General features: G+C 69.4%; 2 protein-coding genes. Both read right to left on the bottom strand.

Annotated elements, in window-relative coordinates; translation table 11 throughout:
• Positions 1-16 precede the first annotated feature (16 nt).
• Complete coding sequence (locus tag DPM12_RS20775) at positions 17-21,013, bottom strand: SDR family NAD(P)-dependent oxidoreductase (protein WP_112260269.1); 20,997 nt, start codon at positions 21,011-21,013, stop codon at positions 17-19.
• Between the two features lie 11 nt (positions 21,014-21,024).
• Positions 21,025-21,288: hypothetical protein (locus DPM12_RS20780; RefSeq protein ID WP_211659194.1), on the bottom strand; the 264-nt coding region annotated here is incomplete at its 5' end.

The following is a 21,288-nucleotide window of genomic DNA, read 5'->3' on the forward strand; positions in this document are numbered from 1 at the left end:
CTCGTGTCTGTCGTTCTCACTCGCCACCGAGCTCTGCGATCTCTTGCCGGAGCATCTCCTCGAGTTCTGCTTCGTCCATCGATTCGATCTCCGCCAGAGACGGGTCTTCGTTGCCGTCCGCCGGGCCACCGCCCGGCGTGACGTCCGGATCGGGCACGCCCAGGACCTGCCGGACCTGGTGGACCTTGCCCTTCACGATCACCAGATTGGACAGCGGGTAGCACAGCGCGTCCTCGAGGAGCGGAATGCCTTCGCCCTCGTCAAGGGGCACCATGCCGAGGTGATCCTCCACCCACTTCCGGGCACGTTCATCGATGGCCATCCCGCCATCAACCCAGAACGGCCAGTTGACGGTGATGGATCGGCCCGAGCGCTCCCCTGCGGCCACCAGGGCGTCGCGGTCGCCGGCGAAGTGATCCATCACGTTGTTGGCGTACGCGTAGTCGCTCTGCCCGCCATTGCCGAAGGCCGCGGCAAGCGAGGAGAACATCATGAAGAAGTCCAGCGGCTCGTCCTTCGATACCTCGTCAAGGTGCCGCGCGCCGTACACCTTGGCGGCGACCACGGCGGCGGCGTCCTGCACGCTCTTCGCCCGGATGAACGCGTCGCTGAAGGTACCGGCGGCGTGGAAGATCCCGTCGATGCGGCCGAAACGCTCCTTCGCCTCGGCAAACATCCGCTCGGTGTCGTGCCGATCGGAGATGTCCGCGCTGACGTAGAGCACGTCGCCACCGAGTCGCTGCACGTCGTCCAGGTCGCTCGCGGAGACCTGGTCCCGCGCGCGCCGCCCGACCAGGACCAGCTTGGCGCCGTAGGTCTCGCTGAGATGCCGCGCGATCAACCGGCCGACACCGCCCAGGCCACCAGTGATCAGGTACACGCCACCAGACTTGAGCGGCACGTCGTTCCTGGGCAGCGAATCCGGCACGTGCTCGCGGAGCGTCCGGGCCCGGCGCTGCTCGCCGTCCGTCCAGAGTTCGACCGCGAGGTCGCTCGCCACCATCTCGCGCCACAGCGTGCCGGCCATCTCCGCCGGATTCGTCATTTCCGCGGGCACTCTCGTCAACCGGTACCGGAACCGGGGGTTCTCCGCCTGGACGGTCTTGAACAGCCCGCCCAGCCCGTCGTACTCCGGCGTGCAGAGATCGGCGCGATCCGGGTAGACGTACAGCAACGAGACCTTGGCCGTCGGGTCCAGCTGCATGACCGCCTTGCTCAGGGAGAAGACGGAGTAGAAGCCGTGGCTCAACCGCTCGTCGATCCCGCCGCGCTCCGCAGGCTGCAGCGCCCAGCCGTGCAGGACGGCGTCTGGCATGCGTCCCTGCTCGCGCAGTTCGGTGAGCAGCTCCGTGTAGCCGTCCGGATCGGAGGGGTCGACCTCGTAGGTCGACTGATCGATCGCGGCGAACGCCTTCCCGGGCCGTACCAGCACGACGTCGTCCGTTCCCGGGTTCTCCGGGCACGTGCGCATCGCCTCGCGAATGTCCTCGCCGGCGCCGAGCACCAGCAGCGTCCGGGGCCCCTCGGACGACGTGTCGGCACGGCCCGCCGGCTCGACCTCGTGCCACACGTGGTCGAAGTAGAGAAGCGAGATCGGCCCGGCCGCGGCGTCATCCGTGCTCGGGCTTCCCGCATCGGCCGTTCCGGCATCGGAGGCCGGCGACGCGGCCGCGCCGTCCTCTGGTCCCCCGTGCCCGATCAGGGCGTAGATGTGCGCGGACAGCTCGGCGATGGTCGGATAGTTGAAGAACAGCTGGTAGTCCAGGCTGATACCGAACGTCTCTTCGAGCTGGACCTGCGCCGTTCGCGTCGACACGGATTCGAGACCCAGATCGAAGAACCCGGTGTCGATGTCCGCCTGCTTGCCCCCGGTGAAGCCGAGCAACTCCGAGATCACTTCTTGCACGCAGGTGGTCACCATGCCCGGGCGCTCCCCCTCCGGTGCAGCGGCCAGCCGTTCCAGGAACGTCTCCTCCGCGGCCGCTGCCGGTTCGGCACCGTCCGGGGCTGACCCATCGGGCGTGCCCTCGACCCGCCGGGACCGCACGTCCTCGTACAGCCAGTACAGCTCCCGCTCGTAGGGATAGGTCGGCAGCGAGACCCGGGCGGCCGGCGCTTCCCGGTACAGCTCCACGAAGTGGATCTCACGGCCCCGCACCCACTGTTCCGCGAGCTCGCGGGCGGCGGCCTCGTCTCCCAGGCTGCCCGCGTCGGGCACGATCGCCGGCAGGCTCTCGGCATCCGAGGACGCCTTGCCAACCAGCACGCCGGCCGCCGGCTCCGAGCCGCCGTTCCGGAACGTCTCCAGCTGCGCGCGAAGCTGCGCGCGATCCCCGGCGACGAACGCGACCCGATGCGGCAAGGCGACCCGGCCCACCTGCAACGTGTACGCGATGTCGCGAAGCGCTGCCGCGGGCTCGGCGGCCAGGTACCCGTCCAGCTCCTCGACGTAGCGCCGCAACGCGTCCTCGGTGCGCGCCGACAACGGGACGACCACCGGACCGGGTGCGGCCTCGCCTCGCGCCGCGGTGTCACCGTCGTACTCTTCGAGGATCAGGTGCACGTTGACACCCCCGACGCCGAAGGAGCTGACCCCGGCCCGCCGCGGCGACGTGGCGTCCGGGTCGTCGTCGATCGCCGGCCGGTGCCACGGTTCGGCCGCTAGCTGGACACGGAAGGGGGTGTTCCCGAAATCGATGTGCGGGTTCATCCGCTCGGAGTTGAGGCGCGTCGGGAACAGCGACCGATGCTTGAACTGCATCAGCACCTTGGTCACCTGGGCGATTCCCGCCGCGGCCTCGAGATGGCCGATGTTCGACTTGACCGAACCGACCGAGCAGTACTGCGTGTCGGAGGAGTACGCGCCGAACACGTCGGTCAGCGCGTTGATCTCGATGGGATCACCGAGCGCCGTCCCGGTTCCGTGCGCCTCGACATAGCTGATCGTGCGCGGGTTTACACCCGATTTGTCCACGGCCGATTGGACGACTTCTGCCTGGGCCACCGGGTTCGGAACGAAGTACCCGTGCGTCCTGCCACCGTGGTTCACCGACGACGCCTTGACGACGCCGTAGATGTGGTCCCCGTCCCGCTCGGCCTTCCAGAGCGGTTTGAGCAGAACCGCGCCGGCCCCTTCGCCCGGCACGTACCCGTCGCCGCCCTCGCCGAAGGCACGGCAATGCCCGTCCGACGCGAGCAGCTTGTTCCAGTCGAGCGTGACGTACTTGCTCGGATGCAAGGTGAGGTTCACCCCACCCGCGATCGCCATCTCGGCGTCGCCGTTGAGCACGCTCTCGCATCCGAGATGGATGGCGTACAACGACGACGAGCAGGCGGTGTCGACCGACAGGCTCGGTCCGCGCAGGTTCATCAGGTAGGACACGCGGTTGGCGACGGAGAAAATCTGCGCGTTCAGCGGTAGCACCTGGCCGGTGGCCATGCCCTCGGCACCGAACAGCCCGTACTGGTTGAAGGTGATACCGGCGAACACGGCGACGCTGGCCCGGTGGTCACCGGCCTCCGGATCCGCCAGCGCCTGCGGCGTGTAACCGGCGTCCTCGAGACAGCTCCACGCGGCCTCCAGGAACTTGCGTTCCTGCGGATCCATGAACGCCGCGGCACCCGGCGCGATCCCGAAGAACTGCGGGTCGAACGTGGCCGCATCGTCGATGAAGCCGCCCCACTTGCATTCGATCTCCGGATAGTCGCGGTGGTCCCACCGCTCGGGCGGGATCTCGGTGATGCAGTCCTCGCCCGCGGCCAGCTTCTCGCCGAAGGCGGCGACATCGCCGGCCCGGGGATAGACACCGCTCAGCCCGACCACCGCGATGTCGCCGGTCGCGGGCGAGGGCTCCGCCACGGCTGCCGGCACCCGCCCGGCCGCTGGCTGCCGGTCAGTACCCACCTCCGGGTCGGTACCCACCTGCCGGTCCGTATCCGGCTGCCCGTCCGTGTCCGCCAGCCCGTCCGTGTCCGCCAGCCCGTCCGTGTCCGCCAGCCCGTTCGTGTCCGGCTGCCCGTCCGTACCCGCCAGCCCATTCGTGTCCGGCTGCTCCGCCGGTAGGTCCGGTTCGCTCGTCGAGGGCTCCGGGCGCGCCCGGCCCAGCGCCGCCACCACCTGCTCCCGGTGCTCGGCGACGAGGTAGCCGCTGAGGTCGCGCAGGTTCTTGTAGGTGAACAGCAGCGTCGCCGAGAGCTCGCCGAAGTCCCGTTCCAGCCGCTCGTTGATCCGGGCCAGGTAGATCGAATCCAGACCGTACTGGTCGAATCCCGTCGTCGCCGAGAGCTTCTCGACCGGGATCTTCAGCGCCTCGGAGAACATCTCGGTCAGGCGCGTCAGCATGCCACGCCGCAGCGCGTCGTCGTCGGCCGTCTCGGGATCGGGCAGCGGCACGCTCTCCGCCGCCTGCTGCTCGGGAGCAGACGAGCCGGATGAGGCGGATGATCCAGCCAAGCCGGGCGAGCCGGACGGAACGGCTGAACCGGCTCCCGTCCCCTCCGGCCGTTCGGCGGGCGCGGCCACGGCGGACCCGCGCGGCTCATCCGTCGACCTGCCCGGCGTCAGCGGGATCCAGTGGCTCTGCACCTCGAACGGGTACGTCGGGAGGCTGACGCGACGCGGCCGCCGGGGCCGGCGCAGGTGGTTCCAGTCGATCTCCAAACCGCGCACCCAGAGCTCGCACAGCTTGTCGTGCTTGCCCCGCTGGAGCCACTTGTCGACGGCCTCGCGCATCTCCTCGTCCGTGCCGATCGCCCGCACGAACCCGTCGCCGTCCTGCGGTGTGCCCGTGTGCACGCCATCCGGAACGTCGCCGTCGACGGCGAACGCGCGCAACCGCTCCACGAGCTGATCGAGCGAGGTGACCGTCGTGGCCATCCGCACGGGCAGCGCCTCGCGCCCGACCTGCAGCGTGTAGGCGACATCGTGCAGGTCGAGCGTCCCCGCCGGAACGCCGTGCAGCTTTTCTGCCAGCCGGCGGGCCGACTCGCGCAGACGTTCTTCGGTGTACGCGGACAGCACGACGACGGCCGGCAGCTCCGCGTCGGGCCCGGCATCGCGCGCGGGCTCGGCGTCGGGCACGTATTCCTGCACGATGACGTGCGCGTTGGTGCCACCCGCCCCGAACGACGACAGGCCCGCGATCCGCGCCTGCCCGCCGGAGGCGCCGTCGGCGCCGGGCCGGCTCCAATCCGTGAGTTCGTGCGGCACGTAGAACGGGGTGGTCGCGAAGTCGATGTTCGGGTTCGGCTCCGTGGAATGCAGCGACGGGACGATCTGGCCGTGCTTCATCTGGAGCAGGACCTTGTGCAGCCCGGCGATGCCCGATGCGCTCTCGGCATGCCCGATGTTGGATTTCACCGACCCGATGGCACGCGACTGGCGCTCGACGGTCGACGCGTCGAAGATCCGGGACAGCGCCGATATCTCGATCGGATCTCCCAGGCTGGTCCCGGTTCCGTGTGCCTCCACGTAGCTGATCGCCGCGGGGTCGATCCCGGCGCGGCGGATTGCCGTACCGATCGCCTCGCTCTGGGCGGCCGGGTTGGGGACCGTGTACCCGTTGGTCTTCCCGCCATGGTTCACGGCGGTGCCCTTGATGACCCCGTGGATGTTGTCGCCATCCGCGATGGCCCGATCGAGCGGCTTGAGGAACACGGCGCCGACGCCCTCGCCCGGGACGTAGCCGTCGCCCCCGGCGCCGAAACTCTGGCAACGGCCGTTCGTCGACGCCATCTTCGCCTGGCTGATGGTCAGGTACTTGTTCGGGTGCAGCAGGACGTTGACACCACCCGCGAGCGCGAGCTCGCAGTCGCCGTTCTGGATGGCCTGACACGCCATGTGGAGCGCGACCAGCGACGACGAGCACATGGTGTCCACCGCCACGCTGGGACCGTGGAAGTCGCAGAAGTACGAGACCCGGTTGGCGATCGACGACGGGTTGCCCGACACGACGACGGGGTGTCCCTTCAGCTGCTCCTCGATCGCGTAGTACTGGTACTCCTCGTTCATCACCCCGACGTAGACACCGACGTTGCGGTGGACGTGCGAGCCGGGTTCGTATCCGAGGAGGTGCCGGGTGTACCCCGCGTCCTCGATCGTCGCGTGGGCACACTGCAGGAACAGCCGCTCCTGCGGGTCCATCGTCTCCGCCTCGACCGGTGACACCGAGAAGAAGAGGGAGTCGAATCCGGCGACGTCGTTCAGGTAACCGCCCCACTTCGAATAGGTCGAGGGGTTCGTGCCGTCACCATCCTTGTCCGGATGGAAGAGCCGTTCGACGTCCCACCGCGAGCGCGGCACCTCGGAGATGCAGTCCTTGCCGTCACGAAGGTTCTCCCAGTACGCGTCGAGCGTCTCTGCCTGGGGGAAGCTGCCGGACATGCCTATGATCGCGATGTCGCTCGCTGCTGGCCCCGTACGCCGCGAGCCCGGCTGCCCTTCCTCCTCGGACCTCCGGTGAACGCGGCCGCCGAAGCGCGATGCCGGCAGGGGGCGCGCGCCGGCAGCTGCCGGGCCGGCGTCCGGCGACTGCGGGGCGGTCCCGGACGGCTCGGGTGGCCGGTCGCCGTTGGCCGCGCCGGGCTCGAACCCTCCGATCAGCTCCCGCAGCGCCTCCGGATGGCTGCGGGTGAAGTACTCCGTCAGCGCGTTCAGATCCTGGTAATCGAACAGCAGCGTCTTCGGCAGGGTGCCGAAGGCCTTCTCCAGCTGCTCGGTGATCTTCATGATCATGATGGAGTCGATGCCGTACTGGTCGAACGGCGCATCCGGCACGATGTCGCCGGCCGGCATCTTCAGTGCCCGGGAGAAGATCGCCGCTAGCTCCTGGACGCCCCGATCGAACAGGTGCCCGTTCGCCGCCGACGAGGGCTCACCACCGCGTTCCACCGCCACCGCGTCGGTCGCCACCGCGTCGGTCGTCGCTGTCTCGGCTGCCACCGCCCGCGTCGCCATGGCCCCGGCCGGCGCGGGGCTCGCCGCAGCACGGCCGTGCTCGGCCGGGTGACGCCGACCCGTGGCCGTGGCGGCGAGCATGGCCCGCACCGCATCGGCACGGCCCTCGACGGCCACCACCTGCGGCTGCTCGCTGGCGAAGGCCGTATCGAGCAGCCGCAAGCCGGCCTCGGTGCCCAGCACCGTCAGGCCCGTCCTCGCGCTCATGGCCCGTTCCAGATCCGCATCGAGCTCGTGGCCACCGTCGCGCCACAAGGGCCAGTCGACCGCCAGGGTCCGGCCCTGGCGCCGGCCGGAACGCACCAGGGCGTCCCGGTGGCGGGCGAACGCGTCCAGGAACGCGTTGGCGGCGGCGTAGTCGGCCTGTCCCACGTTTCCGGTCACCGCGGACAGCGAGGAGCACAGCAGGAACACGTCGAGATCCAGTCCCGCGGTGGCCCGGTCGAGGTTCCACACGCCGGTCACCTTGGGCGCCAGGACCTCGCACAGCTCGAAGCGATCTTTCTGGCGGATCATCCGGTCGCTGACCCGGCCGGCACAATGGATGATCCCGTCGAGCCGGCCGTGGTCCGCGCGGATCCCGTCCACCAGCGCCTGCACCGCGTCGCCGTCACAGACGTCGACCTGCTCGTACAGCGCCGTCGCCCCGCGGGCCGTCAACGCCTCCACGGCTGCCCGGGAGGCATCGCCCGGTGCCGACCTGCCGGTCAGGATGAGGACGGTGTCGTCGGCCCGGTCCGCGATCTCCCGCGCGAAGATCTGTCCCAGTCCTCCCATACCGCCCGTGAGCAGGTAGACCCCGCCGTCCTTCCAGGGGGCGCGTCCCGCAACGCCGGGTTCCGGAAGCTGCTCGAACGTCTGAACCGCACGACGGCCGTCGACGTAGCGGATGCATTCCTCCACGGCGTCCTGGTTCTCGCGGAGTCGAGCCACGATCTCGTCCGGATCGGCCGGCTCGTCGATGCCGATCACCTGGCCGCGCAGCTGCACGTTCTCCTGGTGCGCGCTCTTCAGCAGGCCCGACAGGCCGAGGAGGAGACCGCGTTCACCATCGGTGGGCACGACCACCTGGACGAGCACCTCGCCCTCCGGTTTGCTCGCCATCACCTGCTTGACCGCCTCGAACACCTCTGCCGCGTAGGTCTCGAACCGATCCGCGATCGAGCCTTCGGCTTCCAGCTGGTGACACGTCAGCGGCGCCAGCCGGGCACGGACGCCGTCCGCCGCGGCCGACGGCTGCTCGCACAGGATCACGACGCGCTGCTCGAAGGCCGGCTCCGACGAGCCGTCGGCAGCCCGCTCCTCCCAGGCAGGGGCGAACGTCAGCGACGCCGCGTCGGAGGATCCCCCCGTCGTCCCGGCCGGCCCGCCCGGAATGGGGCGATACACCACCTCGCTCAGCCGGAGACACACCTGCCCGGATTCGTCGCACAGGTCGATGTCGACCGACGTCGACGATCCGTCGCCGGACCCGGGCCGGACGTGCGCCCACATCGCCGGTTCCAGCCGCTGGTGGAAAGTGACCTCGCGAACCGCGAACGGCAGCTCGGGTGCCGGCGGCGGGTGCTGCCCATCCCGATCCGCGCGCAGCCCGACCGCTGCCTGCAACGCCGCGTCGAGAATGCTCGGGTGCAGGGCGAACGTCTCCCAGCTCGCCGCTGCCGGATCCGGCAGCACCAGCCGGGCCAGCGCCTCCGCATCGCCGTGGTACGCGATCTCGATCCCGCGCTGGCTCGGGCCGTACTGGATACCCAGCTCCGCGAACGTCTCGTAGATGCTCGCGTGCGTGACCGGGATCTCGCACGCGGCCCGCAGCGCGTCCAGATCCCGTACGGGCGCACCGGTGTCGGACAGCAGCCAGGCGTACCCCTCGCAGTAGGAGATCGGTTCCTGGCCGGAACCCGGATCCTGGTAGACGCTGAACGAGATCGCGCCTCGCTCGTCGGGTACCAGCCCGATGTGGAGATCAACCTGCCCGTCGGTGACCGGCAACGGCCGGAGCCAGATGACGTCCTCGAAGCTCAGCCGGCCATCTCGTGTCCCGGTGGCATCCACGATCGCCTGGTAGGCCATCTCCAGGTAGGCCACCGCCGGAAGCGTCGGCAGCCCGTTCACCACGTGATCGGCGACGAAGGACTCGCTGCCGGTGAACGACGACGTGTAGCGCTGCATGGCGAAGTCCGACGTGTTGCGCTGCAGCAGCGGATGGATCTCGGCGGCAGCGGGCCGGGCCGCGCGTGCGGTGATCTCCTCCAGCCCGCCACCTGGCACCCAGAACCGCTCCTTCGCGAACGGGTAGGTCGGCAGGCTGATGCGGCGGGGTGTGTCCTGCTGATACAGCTTCGTCCAGTCCAGCGACAGCCCCTTGACCCACAGTTCGAGCAGCTTGGCGTACTTCCCCTGCCGGAACCAGGTGTCCAGGGCGTGCTGCAACTCGGCGTCGGATTCGAACACGCTGAGGACGTTGTTCACCCGCTGGGCGCGATCGCGGTAGAAGGAACCGGACGGCGCACCGTCGAGATATCCGGCCAGCTTCTCCTCCAGATCCGCGATGGACGAGGCGGTGAATGCCAGCCGGTACTCCAGCGCGGCCCGGCCGACCTGGAGGGTGTAGGCCAGATTCCGCAGGTCGACCTCCGAGCGCGGCTCCTCGCGCACCCAGGCGAGCAGCTGCGCCACCTGCTGTTCGAGCTGGTCCTCACGCCGCGCGGACAGCACGATGATCGCCGGCTCCCCCGGCGTCCGCTGGTCTTCCGACACGGTGCCGTCCGGGACGTACTCCTCGACGAGCATGTGCCCGTTCGCACCCCCGGCTCCGAACGCGGAGATTCCCGCGACCCGCGGATGCTCCGTCGGCACGCCGTTCACGTCGACCGTCGGACGCTGCCACGAAGCCGGCTCGCGCGCGACCGTGAACGGCGTGCTGCCGAAGTCGATGTTGGGATTCAGCTCCTGCGTGTGCAGCGACGGAACGATCTGGCCGTGCTTCATCTGCAGAAGCACCTTGGTCAGGCCGGCGATGCCCGCCGCACTCTCACAGTGCCCGATGTTCGACTTGATCGAACCGATGGAGCAGAATCCCGTATCCGAGGTGTACTCGGCGAATGCCCGGCTCAGGCCGGTGATCTCGATGGGGTCGCCCAGCTCCGTCCCGGTTCCGTGCGCCTCGACGTAACCGATGGCGCGAGGATCGACTCCGGACTGCGCAAGCGCCTTGCGGATCACGCCGGCCTGGGCGCTCGGGTTGGGCACCGTGTACCCCTTGGCCTTGCCGCCGTGGTTGATCGCCGATGCCCGGATGATGCCGTAGATGTTGTCCCCGTCGGCCTCGGCGCGGGCGCGAGGTTTCAAGACGACGACCCCCACGCCCTCACCCGGGACGTAACCGTCGCCGCCCTGCCCGAACGCGGCGCATCGGCCCTGGCTCGACATCATGCCGTTCTGGCCGAGCATCAGAAACTTGTTCGGGTGCACCGAGAGGTTCACTCCCCCGGCCAGGGCGACGTCGCTCTCGCCGTCGGTGATGCTCCGGCACGCGAGATGGATCGCCGCCAGCGACGAGGAGCACATCGTGTCGACGGCCATGCTCGGCCCGTGGAAGCCGAAGACGTAGGAGGCCCGGTTCGCGATGGACGCCGGGCTCCCGTTCAGCGTGAACATCTCGCCGCCGAGCTGCGCCTGCGCCCCGTACAGCTGGTACTCCTCGTACATCACACCCACGAAGACGCCGACGTTGTGCGGCAACCCGTAAGCGTCGTCACGCGCGAGGGAGTCACACGTGTACCCGGCATCTTCGATCGAGTGGTAGGCGCATTCCAGGAACAGGCGTTCCTGCGGGTCCATGATCTCCGCCTCGGCCGGCGAGATGTTGAAGAAGAGCGGGTCGAAGACGTCCGGATCCTGCAGGAAGCCACCCCACGCTCGCGGCAGGTCGCTCCCCTCCGACGTGCCCCGTGCCGCGTAGACGCTGTGGTCCCACCGCTCGCGCGGGATCTCCGTCACGCAGTCGCGGCCGGCCTCGAGGTTCTGCCACAAGCCGCCGATGGTCTCCGACCCCGGATACCGTCCGGCCAGCCCGACGATGGCGATGTCCAGCCCGGCACCAGCGTCCGCGGCTTCCCGTGCGCCCGCTGCGCGCGAGTGGCCGGGCTCGCGGGCCGATCCCCTGGTGAGCCACGGCCCCGGGACGGGCCGGTCCACGACCCGCGCGCGCGGCTCGCTGCTCGCTCCGGCTGCTGCCGGCTCGGACGCGGTCTCCACCGTCCCGGACGGGGCCTGCAGGCCCAGCAGCGAGCGGACCTGTTCGGCGTGCTGCTCGCAGAAGAACTCCGCCAGCTCGTTCAGCGACTCGTACTCGTAGAACAGCGTCTTGGGAAGCGAGCCGAAGCTCTTCTCGAGTTCACTCGTCAGCTGCATGACGAGGACCGAGCTGAGTCCATACGTTTCCAGCGGCACCCGCGCGTCGATGCGCTCCGGAGGCAGTTTGAGCTCGGAGGAGAGCATGTGCTTCAGGCGGTTGACGAACTGCTCGCGCAGGTCCTCGACGTGCGCGTCACGCGCGACGGCCGGCTCCTGCGGTGTCAGCCACGATGCCGGCCCGGACGTGTCCCGCACCGGTTCCGCCCCCGTGGCACCCAGGTGCGCACGGATCACGTCGACGTCTCCGGCGACGGCGAGTACCTGCGCCTCACCCGAGCCCATGGCCGCGTGCAAGAGCCGCATACCCGTGTCCGCGCGCAGCGGCGCCAGGCCGGTGCCCTCGCGAATCACTCGCTCCAGGTCGGCCCCGATCTGCATGCCACCGTCCCGCCATAGCGGCCAGTTGATCGACACCGTGCGCCCGTGACGCTCGCCTGCGGCCACGAGCTGGTTGCGATACGCCGCGAACGCGTCGACAAAGCCATTGGCAGCCGCGTAGTCCGCCTGCCCGGTGTTGCCGGTCACGCTCGCCGTCGACGAGAAGAGGACGAAGCCGTCGAGCGGGAGATCCTTCGTCGCGCGGTCCAGGTTGAGCGCGCCGTCGACCTTCGGAGCCAGCACGGCGCGCAGTTCGGCGTCGGTCTTCTTCGGGATCACGCTGTCTCGAAGGACACCTGAACAGTGAACGACCGCGTTGATGCCTCCGTACTCCTCCGCGACTGTGCGCATCAGCGCGGTCACCGCCACGGCGTTCGTGACATCGCAGGGTACGTACCGTGCCGTGACACCCGCGGCGTTCAGCCCGGCGACATGCGCGGAGGTCGTGTCGTCCAGCGCCGAGCGGCCGACCAGCACGATCACCGCATCCCGCGCGTGGCGCGCGATGTCGGAGGCCACGATGGAACCCAGACCTCCAGCACCGCCGGTGATGACGTAGACGCCGCCGTCCTTCCAGGCGATGTCGCGATCGGCGTCCCCGCCGGCGTCCTGGCCGGCGTTCAGGACGGAATCGCGGTGAGCATCGCCTTCCCGGCCGCCGTCTCGAATCCGCCCGTCCAGGTGGCTCAGCTCGTCCAGGCCGCGCACGAGGCGCCGCTCACCCTCGTATCGCAGGTGCCGATCCCCGGGGGCACGGGCACACTCCTCCAGCCTCGCCCGGACATCGGCCGGCGCGCTGCCGGGATCCATCTCGATGGTCTGGGCACGAACCGCCGGATACTCCACTTCCACCGTCTTCAGCAGCCCGGACAGGCCGGCCAGCAGCCGCGTCTCACCCCGGGCCGGAACCACGAGCTGCACCAGCGTGCTGCCCGGGGCACCTCCCAGAGACGACTGGAGCAAGCCGAGCAGCTCAGCCGCGCTGGCCTCGTAGCTCCTGGCGATCTCCGCGCCAGCGTCCGCGCCGATGTCCGCACCGGCGTCCGCGACCTCCGGGCGCAGCGCGACGCACCGCGCGTCCGGCAGCGCCGCCTCGAGGTAGGTCACCAGCTCGGCATCCGGGTCGGCCAGCACGACGAGCCGCCGGGCGGGCTCCGCGTCCTCGCCCGCGCCGGGTGCCGCCTTCTCCTGCCAGCGCGGGGCGAACATCACCGCGCGGTCTCCGTTCACCGCACCGGATCCGTCACTGCCGGTTCCGTCACTCCCGCGTCCGGTCGAGCGGAACGCCAGCTCCCGGATGCTGGCACAGCGCCGGCCGTCCTGGTCGACCACGTCAATGTCGAGCTTCGGGAGCCGGTCGCTCTCGCGCGCCGATGCGCTGGGACGGATCCACGCCCACATCCGGGACGCACACCTCCGGCGCACATCGACCTCGCCGAGCGCGAACGGCAGGGACGCCCCGCGCCCGGACGGTGTGGCGGCCGGGCGCGCACTCCCGGTCACGTGCTGCGGTGCCGGCCGCTCATCCGGCACCGAGAGGACGATGGAGGCCTGCAGCGCGGCATCCAGCAGGGCGGGATGCAGCACGTGCCCGTCCACGTCGTCGGCATGCTGCTCGGGCAGCACCAGCTCCGCCACAGCATGATCGCTCCCGGACCGCACGCTGCTGATGGCTCGCAGCTCGGGCCCGTAGTCGAGCCCGATGTCGCCGAACCGGCGGTAGAGATCGGACCCGGCCACCACGCTAGTACACGAGCTCCGCAGCGCATCGAGGTCGACATGGGCGTCGACATCGGTGTCGACATCGGTGCCCGCGGGCGACGCTCCGGGTGTGGCGCTGCCCTGGCAGTGCACGATGCGTCCGCGCTCCGGATCCGTGCTGTAGATCCAGAACGCGATCTCGCCCGTCTCGTCGGGCAGCAACGAGACGTGCAGCCTCACCGGCTCACCCCGCGCCACGATCGGCGCGGGCCACGCCACGTTCGCCAGCCGGACGGGCACGCTGTCGTCGCCGTCAGGAACGCCGCTGACGCGGCGTACCGCCTGCACGGCCATCTCCAGGCACGCGGCGCCCGGCAGCGTCCGCACACCGTGCACGCGATGTCCCGCGAAGACGTACTCCTCGCCGTCGAACTCGGAAGTGAACCGGAGCTCGCTGACATCCGAGGTGTTGTGCTGCAACAAGGGGTGAAGCACCGTGGAAGCGGCATGCGTCCCGGGCGCCGGGCGCGTCGGCTCCGGCACCCAGTACCGCTCCCTGGCGAACGGGTACGTGGGAAGCGACAGCCGGATGGGACGGTCGTCGCCGTACAGCTCGTGCCAGTTCACCGAGCCACCGTTGACCCAGTACTCGGCCAGGGCCTCCAGGTCGCTCAGGTCGCTCGGGCCGTCCGGAGCGCCGGCGCGCGCGCTCGCGTCCGGTGCCACGCTGCCCCGGTGGACACGCCCGGCGCCGGGCCTGCCATCGAGGAACGCCCGCAATCGCTCGACCAGGTCGTCCAGGCTGTCGGCCACCACGGCCAGCCGTTCCCGCATCGCCTCCCGGCCGACCTGCAGAGTGTGCGCGACCGCACGCGCCGTGAAGTGGGGAGCGATCGCCGCACCCGGCTGGGCGCTCTCGGGCTCCGGCTCGCCTCGCCCCTCGACGGCACGCAGGCAGGACGCCACGTAAGTCGCCAGCGCATCGGCGTACTCGCGCAATCTCGTCTCATCCGTTGCCGAGAGCACGTACAGCTCGGGTCCTTGCTCGACCGGGGCGGCCGGTTCGACTACGGGATGGTGTTCCTCCACGATCACGTGTGCGTTCGACCCTCCGGCCCCGAAGGAGCTGATACCGGCACGCCGGGGGTAGGCGACGGAGCGCCCGTTCTCGACGACCTGCCGTGGCTCCCACGGCTGCACGGACTGCTGCACGTAGAACGGCGTGTTGTCGAACTCGATGTAGGGGTTCGGCGGGTCGGAATGGATCGACGGAACCAGCTGGCGGTGCCGCATCTGGAGCAAGACCTTGATCAGCGAGGCCAGCCCGGCGGCCGACTCGAGGTGCCCCACATTGGACTTCACCGACCCGATGGGACAGGTGAACTCCTCCGACGCGGCCGAACCGTACGCCCTCGACAGGCCGGCGACCTCGATGGGGTCGCCGAGCGACGTTCCGGTCCCGTGGGTTTCGACATAGCTCACGGTCGCCGGATCGATCCCGGCCGACGTCAGCGCCGACGTGATCACCTCGCTCTGGGCACCAGGATCGGGCACCGTGAACCCGTTCGTCTTGCCACCCGCGTTGACCGCGCTGCCCTTGACGACGCCATAGATTTGGTCCCGGTCCGCGACGGCGCGGTGCAGCGGCTTCAACAGCACGGCACCGACACCCTCGCCCGGAACGTAGCCGTCACCGTCCGCACCGAAACTGCGGCAGCGGCCGTCGCTCGACGCGAACTTGCCGAGGCTGAGCAGGATGTGCTTCGCCGGGTGGACCGTCAGGTTCACACCGCCGGCGACCACCAGGTCGCTCTCCCCGCTGCGGATGCTCTGGCAGGCGAGGTGAAGTGCCGACAGCGACGACGAGCACATGGTATCCACCGCCATGCTCGGGCCGTGGAAGTCGAAGAAGTACGACACGTGGTTGGCGATGGCGCTGTAGGACGTGGACAGCGGCACCCGCTCGCCCTTGATCTCGCCCTCGTAGCGGCCGTACATGCCGTACATCACGCCCACGAAGACCCCGACCTTGTTCCCGGCGAGCTCCTGTCGCGTATATCCGGCGTCCTCCAGCGTGTGCCACGTTTCCTGCAGGAACAGCCGGATCTGCGGGTCCATCAGCTCGGCGTCGACGGGGAGAATGTTGAAGAACATCGTGTCGAACCGGTCGACGTCGTCGATGAATCCGCCCCACTTGCTGTAGGTCGTTCCCACGCGGGAGCGATCCGGGTCGAAGTACTCGCGATAGTCCCACCGGTCACGGGGTATCTCGGTGATGCAATCACGGCCGTCGCGCAGGTTGACCCAGAATTCGCCGATGTCGTCGGCCATCGGGAACCGCGCACTGACCCCGATGATCGCGATGTCGTCACTCGCAGGGACGGCGCCTGTGTCGTCACCACCGGGCGTGGCCCCAGTGTCACCACCGGGCGTGGCCGCAGTGTCGCCATTCACAGGCGTGACCCCGGTGCCGCCACTCGCAAGCGTGGCCCCGGTGTCCCCACTCGCGGGCGTGGCCCCGGCGCGGAAACGTTGCCGGACCGCCGGTATGCGCGCCGGCGGCGTTTCGACGCTCTCCGCCGGCGTCGACGGCGGCTCGTTCTCGCCGAACAGCGTGCGCAGTGCCCCCGCCTTGGCATCGATCAAGTGCGTGGCCAGCTCGTCGATGTTGCGGTACTCGAAGAAGAGGGTCTTGGGCAGCTCGCCGAGGGATTCCTCCATCGACCGGGTCATGCTCATGATCACGATGGAGTCGATGCCGAACGTTTCGAACGGCTCGCCCGTCCGGATCTTGCTCGCTTCGATACCTGTCTTGCTCGCGACAACCGAGATCAGGTACTGCTCGACCCGATCCTTCAGGGCGCTCCGATCCGCTACCGCCGGCTCGGCGACCTCGGCGGGCTCGTCGTCGACGGCTCCCTCCACTGGCTCGGCCGGGGCAGCGAGCGCGTGCCGGATCCGATCCGGCACCCCGTGGACGACCAGCACCTGGGCGTCTCCGCCGTGCAGGACGGTCTCGAACGCGCGCAGCGCGCTGGCCGTATCCAGCGGTGTGATGCCGACGGTGCGTTCCATCCACGCCAGCGATTCGGCGTCGATCGACATGCCACCGTCCGCCCAGAACGGCCAGTTGATCGATACCGTCGTTCCCGATCGCCGACCGTTCGCCATCCGCGCCGCCGCGAAGTGATCGAGGAAGCTGTTGGCGAAGGCGTAGTCGCATTGCCCGGCATTTCCCAGCACCGAGGCCAGCGAGGAGAACAGGGCGAAGAAGTCCAGGGGCTCCTCCTCGAGGGCCGTATCGAGGTGGAGGGCCCCGTGCACCTTCGCCCCGAGAACGGCTGCGACGTCGTCCGGTTTCTTGTTCGGGATCAGCGCGTCCTCGACCGTCCCGGCGGCGTGCACGACACCGTTGATCACCCCGAACTGCTGCCGGGCCTCGCCCACGAGCCGGGCGACCTGATCGGAATCGGAGATGTCCGCGGCCACGTAGCGGACCTCGGCGCCGGCCGATTCCAATGCCGAGACCCGCTCGGCCCGCTCCGCGTCGAGGTCACCGCGGCCCACCAGCACCAGCCGCGCCCGGCAGGTGTGAGCCAGGTGCCGCGCCACCAGGTATCCGACTCCTCCGAGCCCGCCCGTGATCAGGTACACCCCACCTGGCCGGAACGGGCTGTCCAGCCGGCCCTGCGAGCCGGGCTCCACCTCCCGCAGCCTCTTGACCTGGCGTCCTTCCGATCCCAGTCGGACGTTGAGCTCGTCGTCACCCTGGTCGAACTCGTTCCACACGCGGGCGGCGGCGTCCTCCGGCGCGTGCCGCGGTGTCGTGAGCTCGACCGTCTTGTAGACGTAATGCGGATTCTCGCGTCCGAGCGTCCGGTCGAATCCGTCCAGCGCAGCGTGCGCGCAGGCGGCCGCCGTCGTGCCACCCGGGTAGACGTACAGGAGCCGGACGGGCTGCCGGGTCCTGCTGGTGCTCATGAGCGCCTGGCTGAGCGCGAGCACGGAATGGAACCCGCGTGCCAGCGAGGTGGCCATCTCACGGCCCTCTCCCGGCGTCTCACCGACGGCCCAGGCGTGCACGATCCGGTCCGGGAGCCGTCCAGTCTCGCCGAGATCGGCGAACAGTTCGACGTAGTGATCCGGGCGGTCCGGGACGATCTCGTAGGTGCGCCCGTCCACCTTCCGATACACCGTTCCGGGGCGCACCGCCACGACGGTCCCCGCGCAGCGCGCGGCCACCCGTCCGATCGCCGGGCCGACCACGTCATCGGTGCCGGCGTCAGCGACGTCGGAGCCATCGGTGGAATGCCCGGACACGAACAGCAGCACCGTCTCGTCCGCGTCCCGGTCCGCCTCGCGCGTCCACGTGCCGTCGCCGTGTTCCCATTCGGGACGGTAGAGCAGCGTCGACGCCGCCTCGGAATGGTCCGTGTCCGGCTGCACGCCCGGCTGCGCGTCCACGCGCGTGCCTGCCTGCGCGCGCAACGGCCGGATCGCCAAGCCGTGCACGGCGACGGCCACGCGTCCCGCATCGTCGGCGATCCGCACGTCGAAGCGCCGGAGCGATCCCGCCGCGGCCCGATCCCCGGACTCGTCCTCTCGGGGTCTCTCCCGCGGTTCTTCACGGGCCGTCGTGTGCACGTATCCGGATCGTGGCAGGGGCGAGCAGATCTCGATCTCGTCGACGGAGAACGGCACGAACGCGTCGCCGCGGGCGCCGTGCCCCGGTCGATCCAGAACCGAGATCGTCTGCAGGGCGCCGTCGAGCACCCGGGGATCCAGAACGCCGGCGTCCGCCCGCTCCGCGTCGTCGTTCACCGCAGGATCGAGCCGATACTCCGCCAACGCCTCGCCCCGGCTGAAGCGAACCGACCGCAGCGTCCGGAAATGCGGGCCATAGTCGAGACCACCGGACTGAAGGCTCGAATAGATCGCCGTCCCCTCGACGTGATCGTGGCAGGCGTCGCTGATGGCCTGGACGTCGAGCTCGTCGGCCCGGGGCGGGTCATCGCCCTCGACGTCGATCCTGCCTTCGGCGCAACGCCGTTCCACCGCGTCGCCGGCCTTCGCCTCACCGGTCACCGCGTCACCGGCGGTCGCGCCGCGCTCTGCGCCACTTTCCGTACGGACCTCGAACGTCGCGCCGGCACCGTCCGGCGACAGGATGATGGTGACCGCCCGGCCGTTCTCGCCAGCGTCGATCGGATTTGTCCACGCGACCGACCGGATACGCGACACGCGGGCACCGCTGGCACGTTCTCCGGCCACGCGGGCCATCTCCAACACGGCGGCGCCGGGCAAGACGCCACGCCCGTGAACTTGGTGATCGGCGAAGAAGAACTCGCGCCCGGTGAACGTCGAGCGGAAGGCCTGGACGTCGAAGTCGGACACGTTCTCGTGCACCAGCGGGTGCAGTGCCCCGATCGCCGAGGTCTCGATCTCCGCGCCGGCGTTGCCCTCCGGTACGGCCAGCCAGTGTCTCGCCTTCTCGAACGGATAGGTCGGCAGGGGAATCCGCCGTGGCGAGAGCCCTTCCCAGCACGCCTGCCAGTCCACGGGAGCACCGTTCAGCCACCGCGTGATCGTATCCAGCTCGCCCGGGGCGGCAGGCTCATCGAGCAGGTGCCCCTTGCGTTTGACCGTGGCCCTGCGAATCTCCGAACCGCCGGCACCGTCTTGCAGGTAACGCCCCAGTTTCTCCACCAGGTCGTCCGTGTCGGTGACGGGGATCGCCAGCCGCTCCTCCATCGCCTCCCGGCCGACCTGCAACGTGTAGAGCACGTCAGCCAGATCGAAGCCCTCCGCGTCCCGTCCGGACGCCACACCTCCGGCATCGCGTCCGGACGCCAGGAAATCCCTGATCTGCTCGGCATACTGCCTCAGCTGGGCGTCGCTCTTCGCCGAGAGCACGAACGATCCAGATGCTCCGCTGACGAGGCGGCCAGCGCCATCGGACCCGGTCACCGGGCGCGTGCGGCGTACCTGAGGAACGTACTCTTCCAGGACAACGTGCGCGTTAGTTCCGCTGTAGCCGAACGAGCTCACACTCGCGCGCCGCGGGAGGCCGTCCGGCGTCTCCCACGGCCTGCGCTCGGTGTTGATGTAGAAGGGAGAGTTCTCGAAGTCGAAGTGCTCGTTGGGCTGCCGGACGTGCAACGTCGGCACGAGCGTGCGCTCGCGCATGCACAGCAGGACCTTCTGCAGCCCCGCGACACCCGCGGCGGCAGACGTATGGCCGATGTTGCTTTTCACCGACCCGATTGCGCAGTAGCGCTTCTCGTCCGTGAACTCGCCGAACGCCGAACTCAGCGCTTCGAGTTCGATCGGGTCGCCCAGCTTGGTTCCGGTGCCGTGCAGCTCGGCGTAGGTGATGCCGGACGGGTCGATGCCATGACGTTCGTAGACACCGCGGACGAGGTCGATCTGGCTGGCCATGTTCGGCGCGGTGATGCCGTTCGACTTCCCGTCCTGGTTGATGCCGGAAGCGATGATCAACCCGTAGACGTGGTCCCCATCCGCTTCGGCGTCGCGCAACCGTTTGAGGATAAGCGTGCCCGCGCCCTCGCCGGGGACGAACCCGTCCGCTCCGTTGTCGAAGGCCTTGCACTGTCCCTCGGGAGACAGCATCCCGGCCATGCTCATGGCGATATACGAGCCCGGTGCCAGATACAGGCTCACCCCGCCTGCAAGCGCCATGTCGACCTCGCCGCTGGACAGCGCCTGGACGGCGAGATGTGTTGCCACCAGCGACGAAGAACAGGCCGTGTCGATGGCGATCGCGGGACCCTTGAGGTTCAGGTAGTACGCGATCCGGGCAGCCGTCATCGCGTTTCCACCACTGGTAGCGCTCAGGTTCTCGTATCCGCGCCGCGTGTCCAGCTCGCCGTAGTCGCCGGTCACGATCCCCAGGTACACGCCGCAGTTCGTGTTCGCCAGGTTGTGCCGCCCGTATCCGGCATCTTCGAACGCCCGGTAGGACTCTTCGAGCAAGATCCGCTGCTGGGGATCCATCAGCTGCGCCTCGGACGGCGTGATCTCGAAGAAGAGCGAGTCAAAGCACTCGACGTCGTCGAGCATCCCGATCCACTTGCCATACGTCGACCCGGCCTTGGCGATCTCCGGGTCGTAGTATCGCTCGACATCCCAGCGCGTGGGGGGCACTTCGCGGATGGCGTTGCCGCCGTCGGCGAGAAGTCGCCAGTACGCCTCGCGATGCTCCCCCTGCGGGTAGCGGCTCGCCATGCCGACCACCGCGATCGCGTCTCGCCGTGCGGGGTCCAGGTGCTCGTCGCTCCCGGCACGCGATCCGGCGTACCCGCCGTCCTCAGGCCGGGACGCTCCGGCTGCTCCGGATGGGCGAGGTGGTGGCGGGGGTGGCGTGTCCACCCTGGGCGGCGCTGGAGGAGTGGGCGGCGTCGCCGGCTCGGACGCCGACGGCGGGGCAGCCGCGGCGCCGTCCGCCCGCTGGTCCGGCCGCTCCTGCTCGAGCGCGGATCTGGCTTGCTCGGGCGTGATCCGCTTCTCGCGCAGCGCCCGCAGTATCTCCATACGTTCCATTGCGTACACCCTCACCGGATCGCAGAAAGGATCTTCTCGGCCGAGTCCGGATCGATCTCGCCTTCGTATACCTGCTGAAGTACCTGGTCGATGTCGGCCTCGTCGGGCGGAGGCTCGTCGTCGCCGGTATCGCTGTTGCTGGTATCGCTGCTGTCGCCGGTATCGACGCTGCCGTGCCACTGGCCGGATTTCTCTAGCTCCCCCATGAGATGGGCCGCGAACTCCGGCAACGTGGAATACTCATAGATCCGCGTCGTCTCCACCGACAACCCGAA

It is taken from the genome of Phytoactinopolyspora halophila (assembly GCF_003287285.1).
Lineage (GTDB): Bacteria > Actinomycetota > Actinomycetes > Jiangellales > Jiangellaceae > Phytoactinopolyspora_A > Phytoactinopolyspora_A halophila.

Excerpts from the sequence above, each read along its gene's own strand:
- DPM12_RS20775 (WP_112260269.1), bottom strand. The coding sequence starts at position 21,013 with ATGGAACGTATGGAGATACTGCGGGCGCTGCGCGAGAAGCGGATCACG.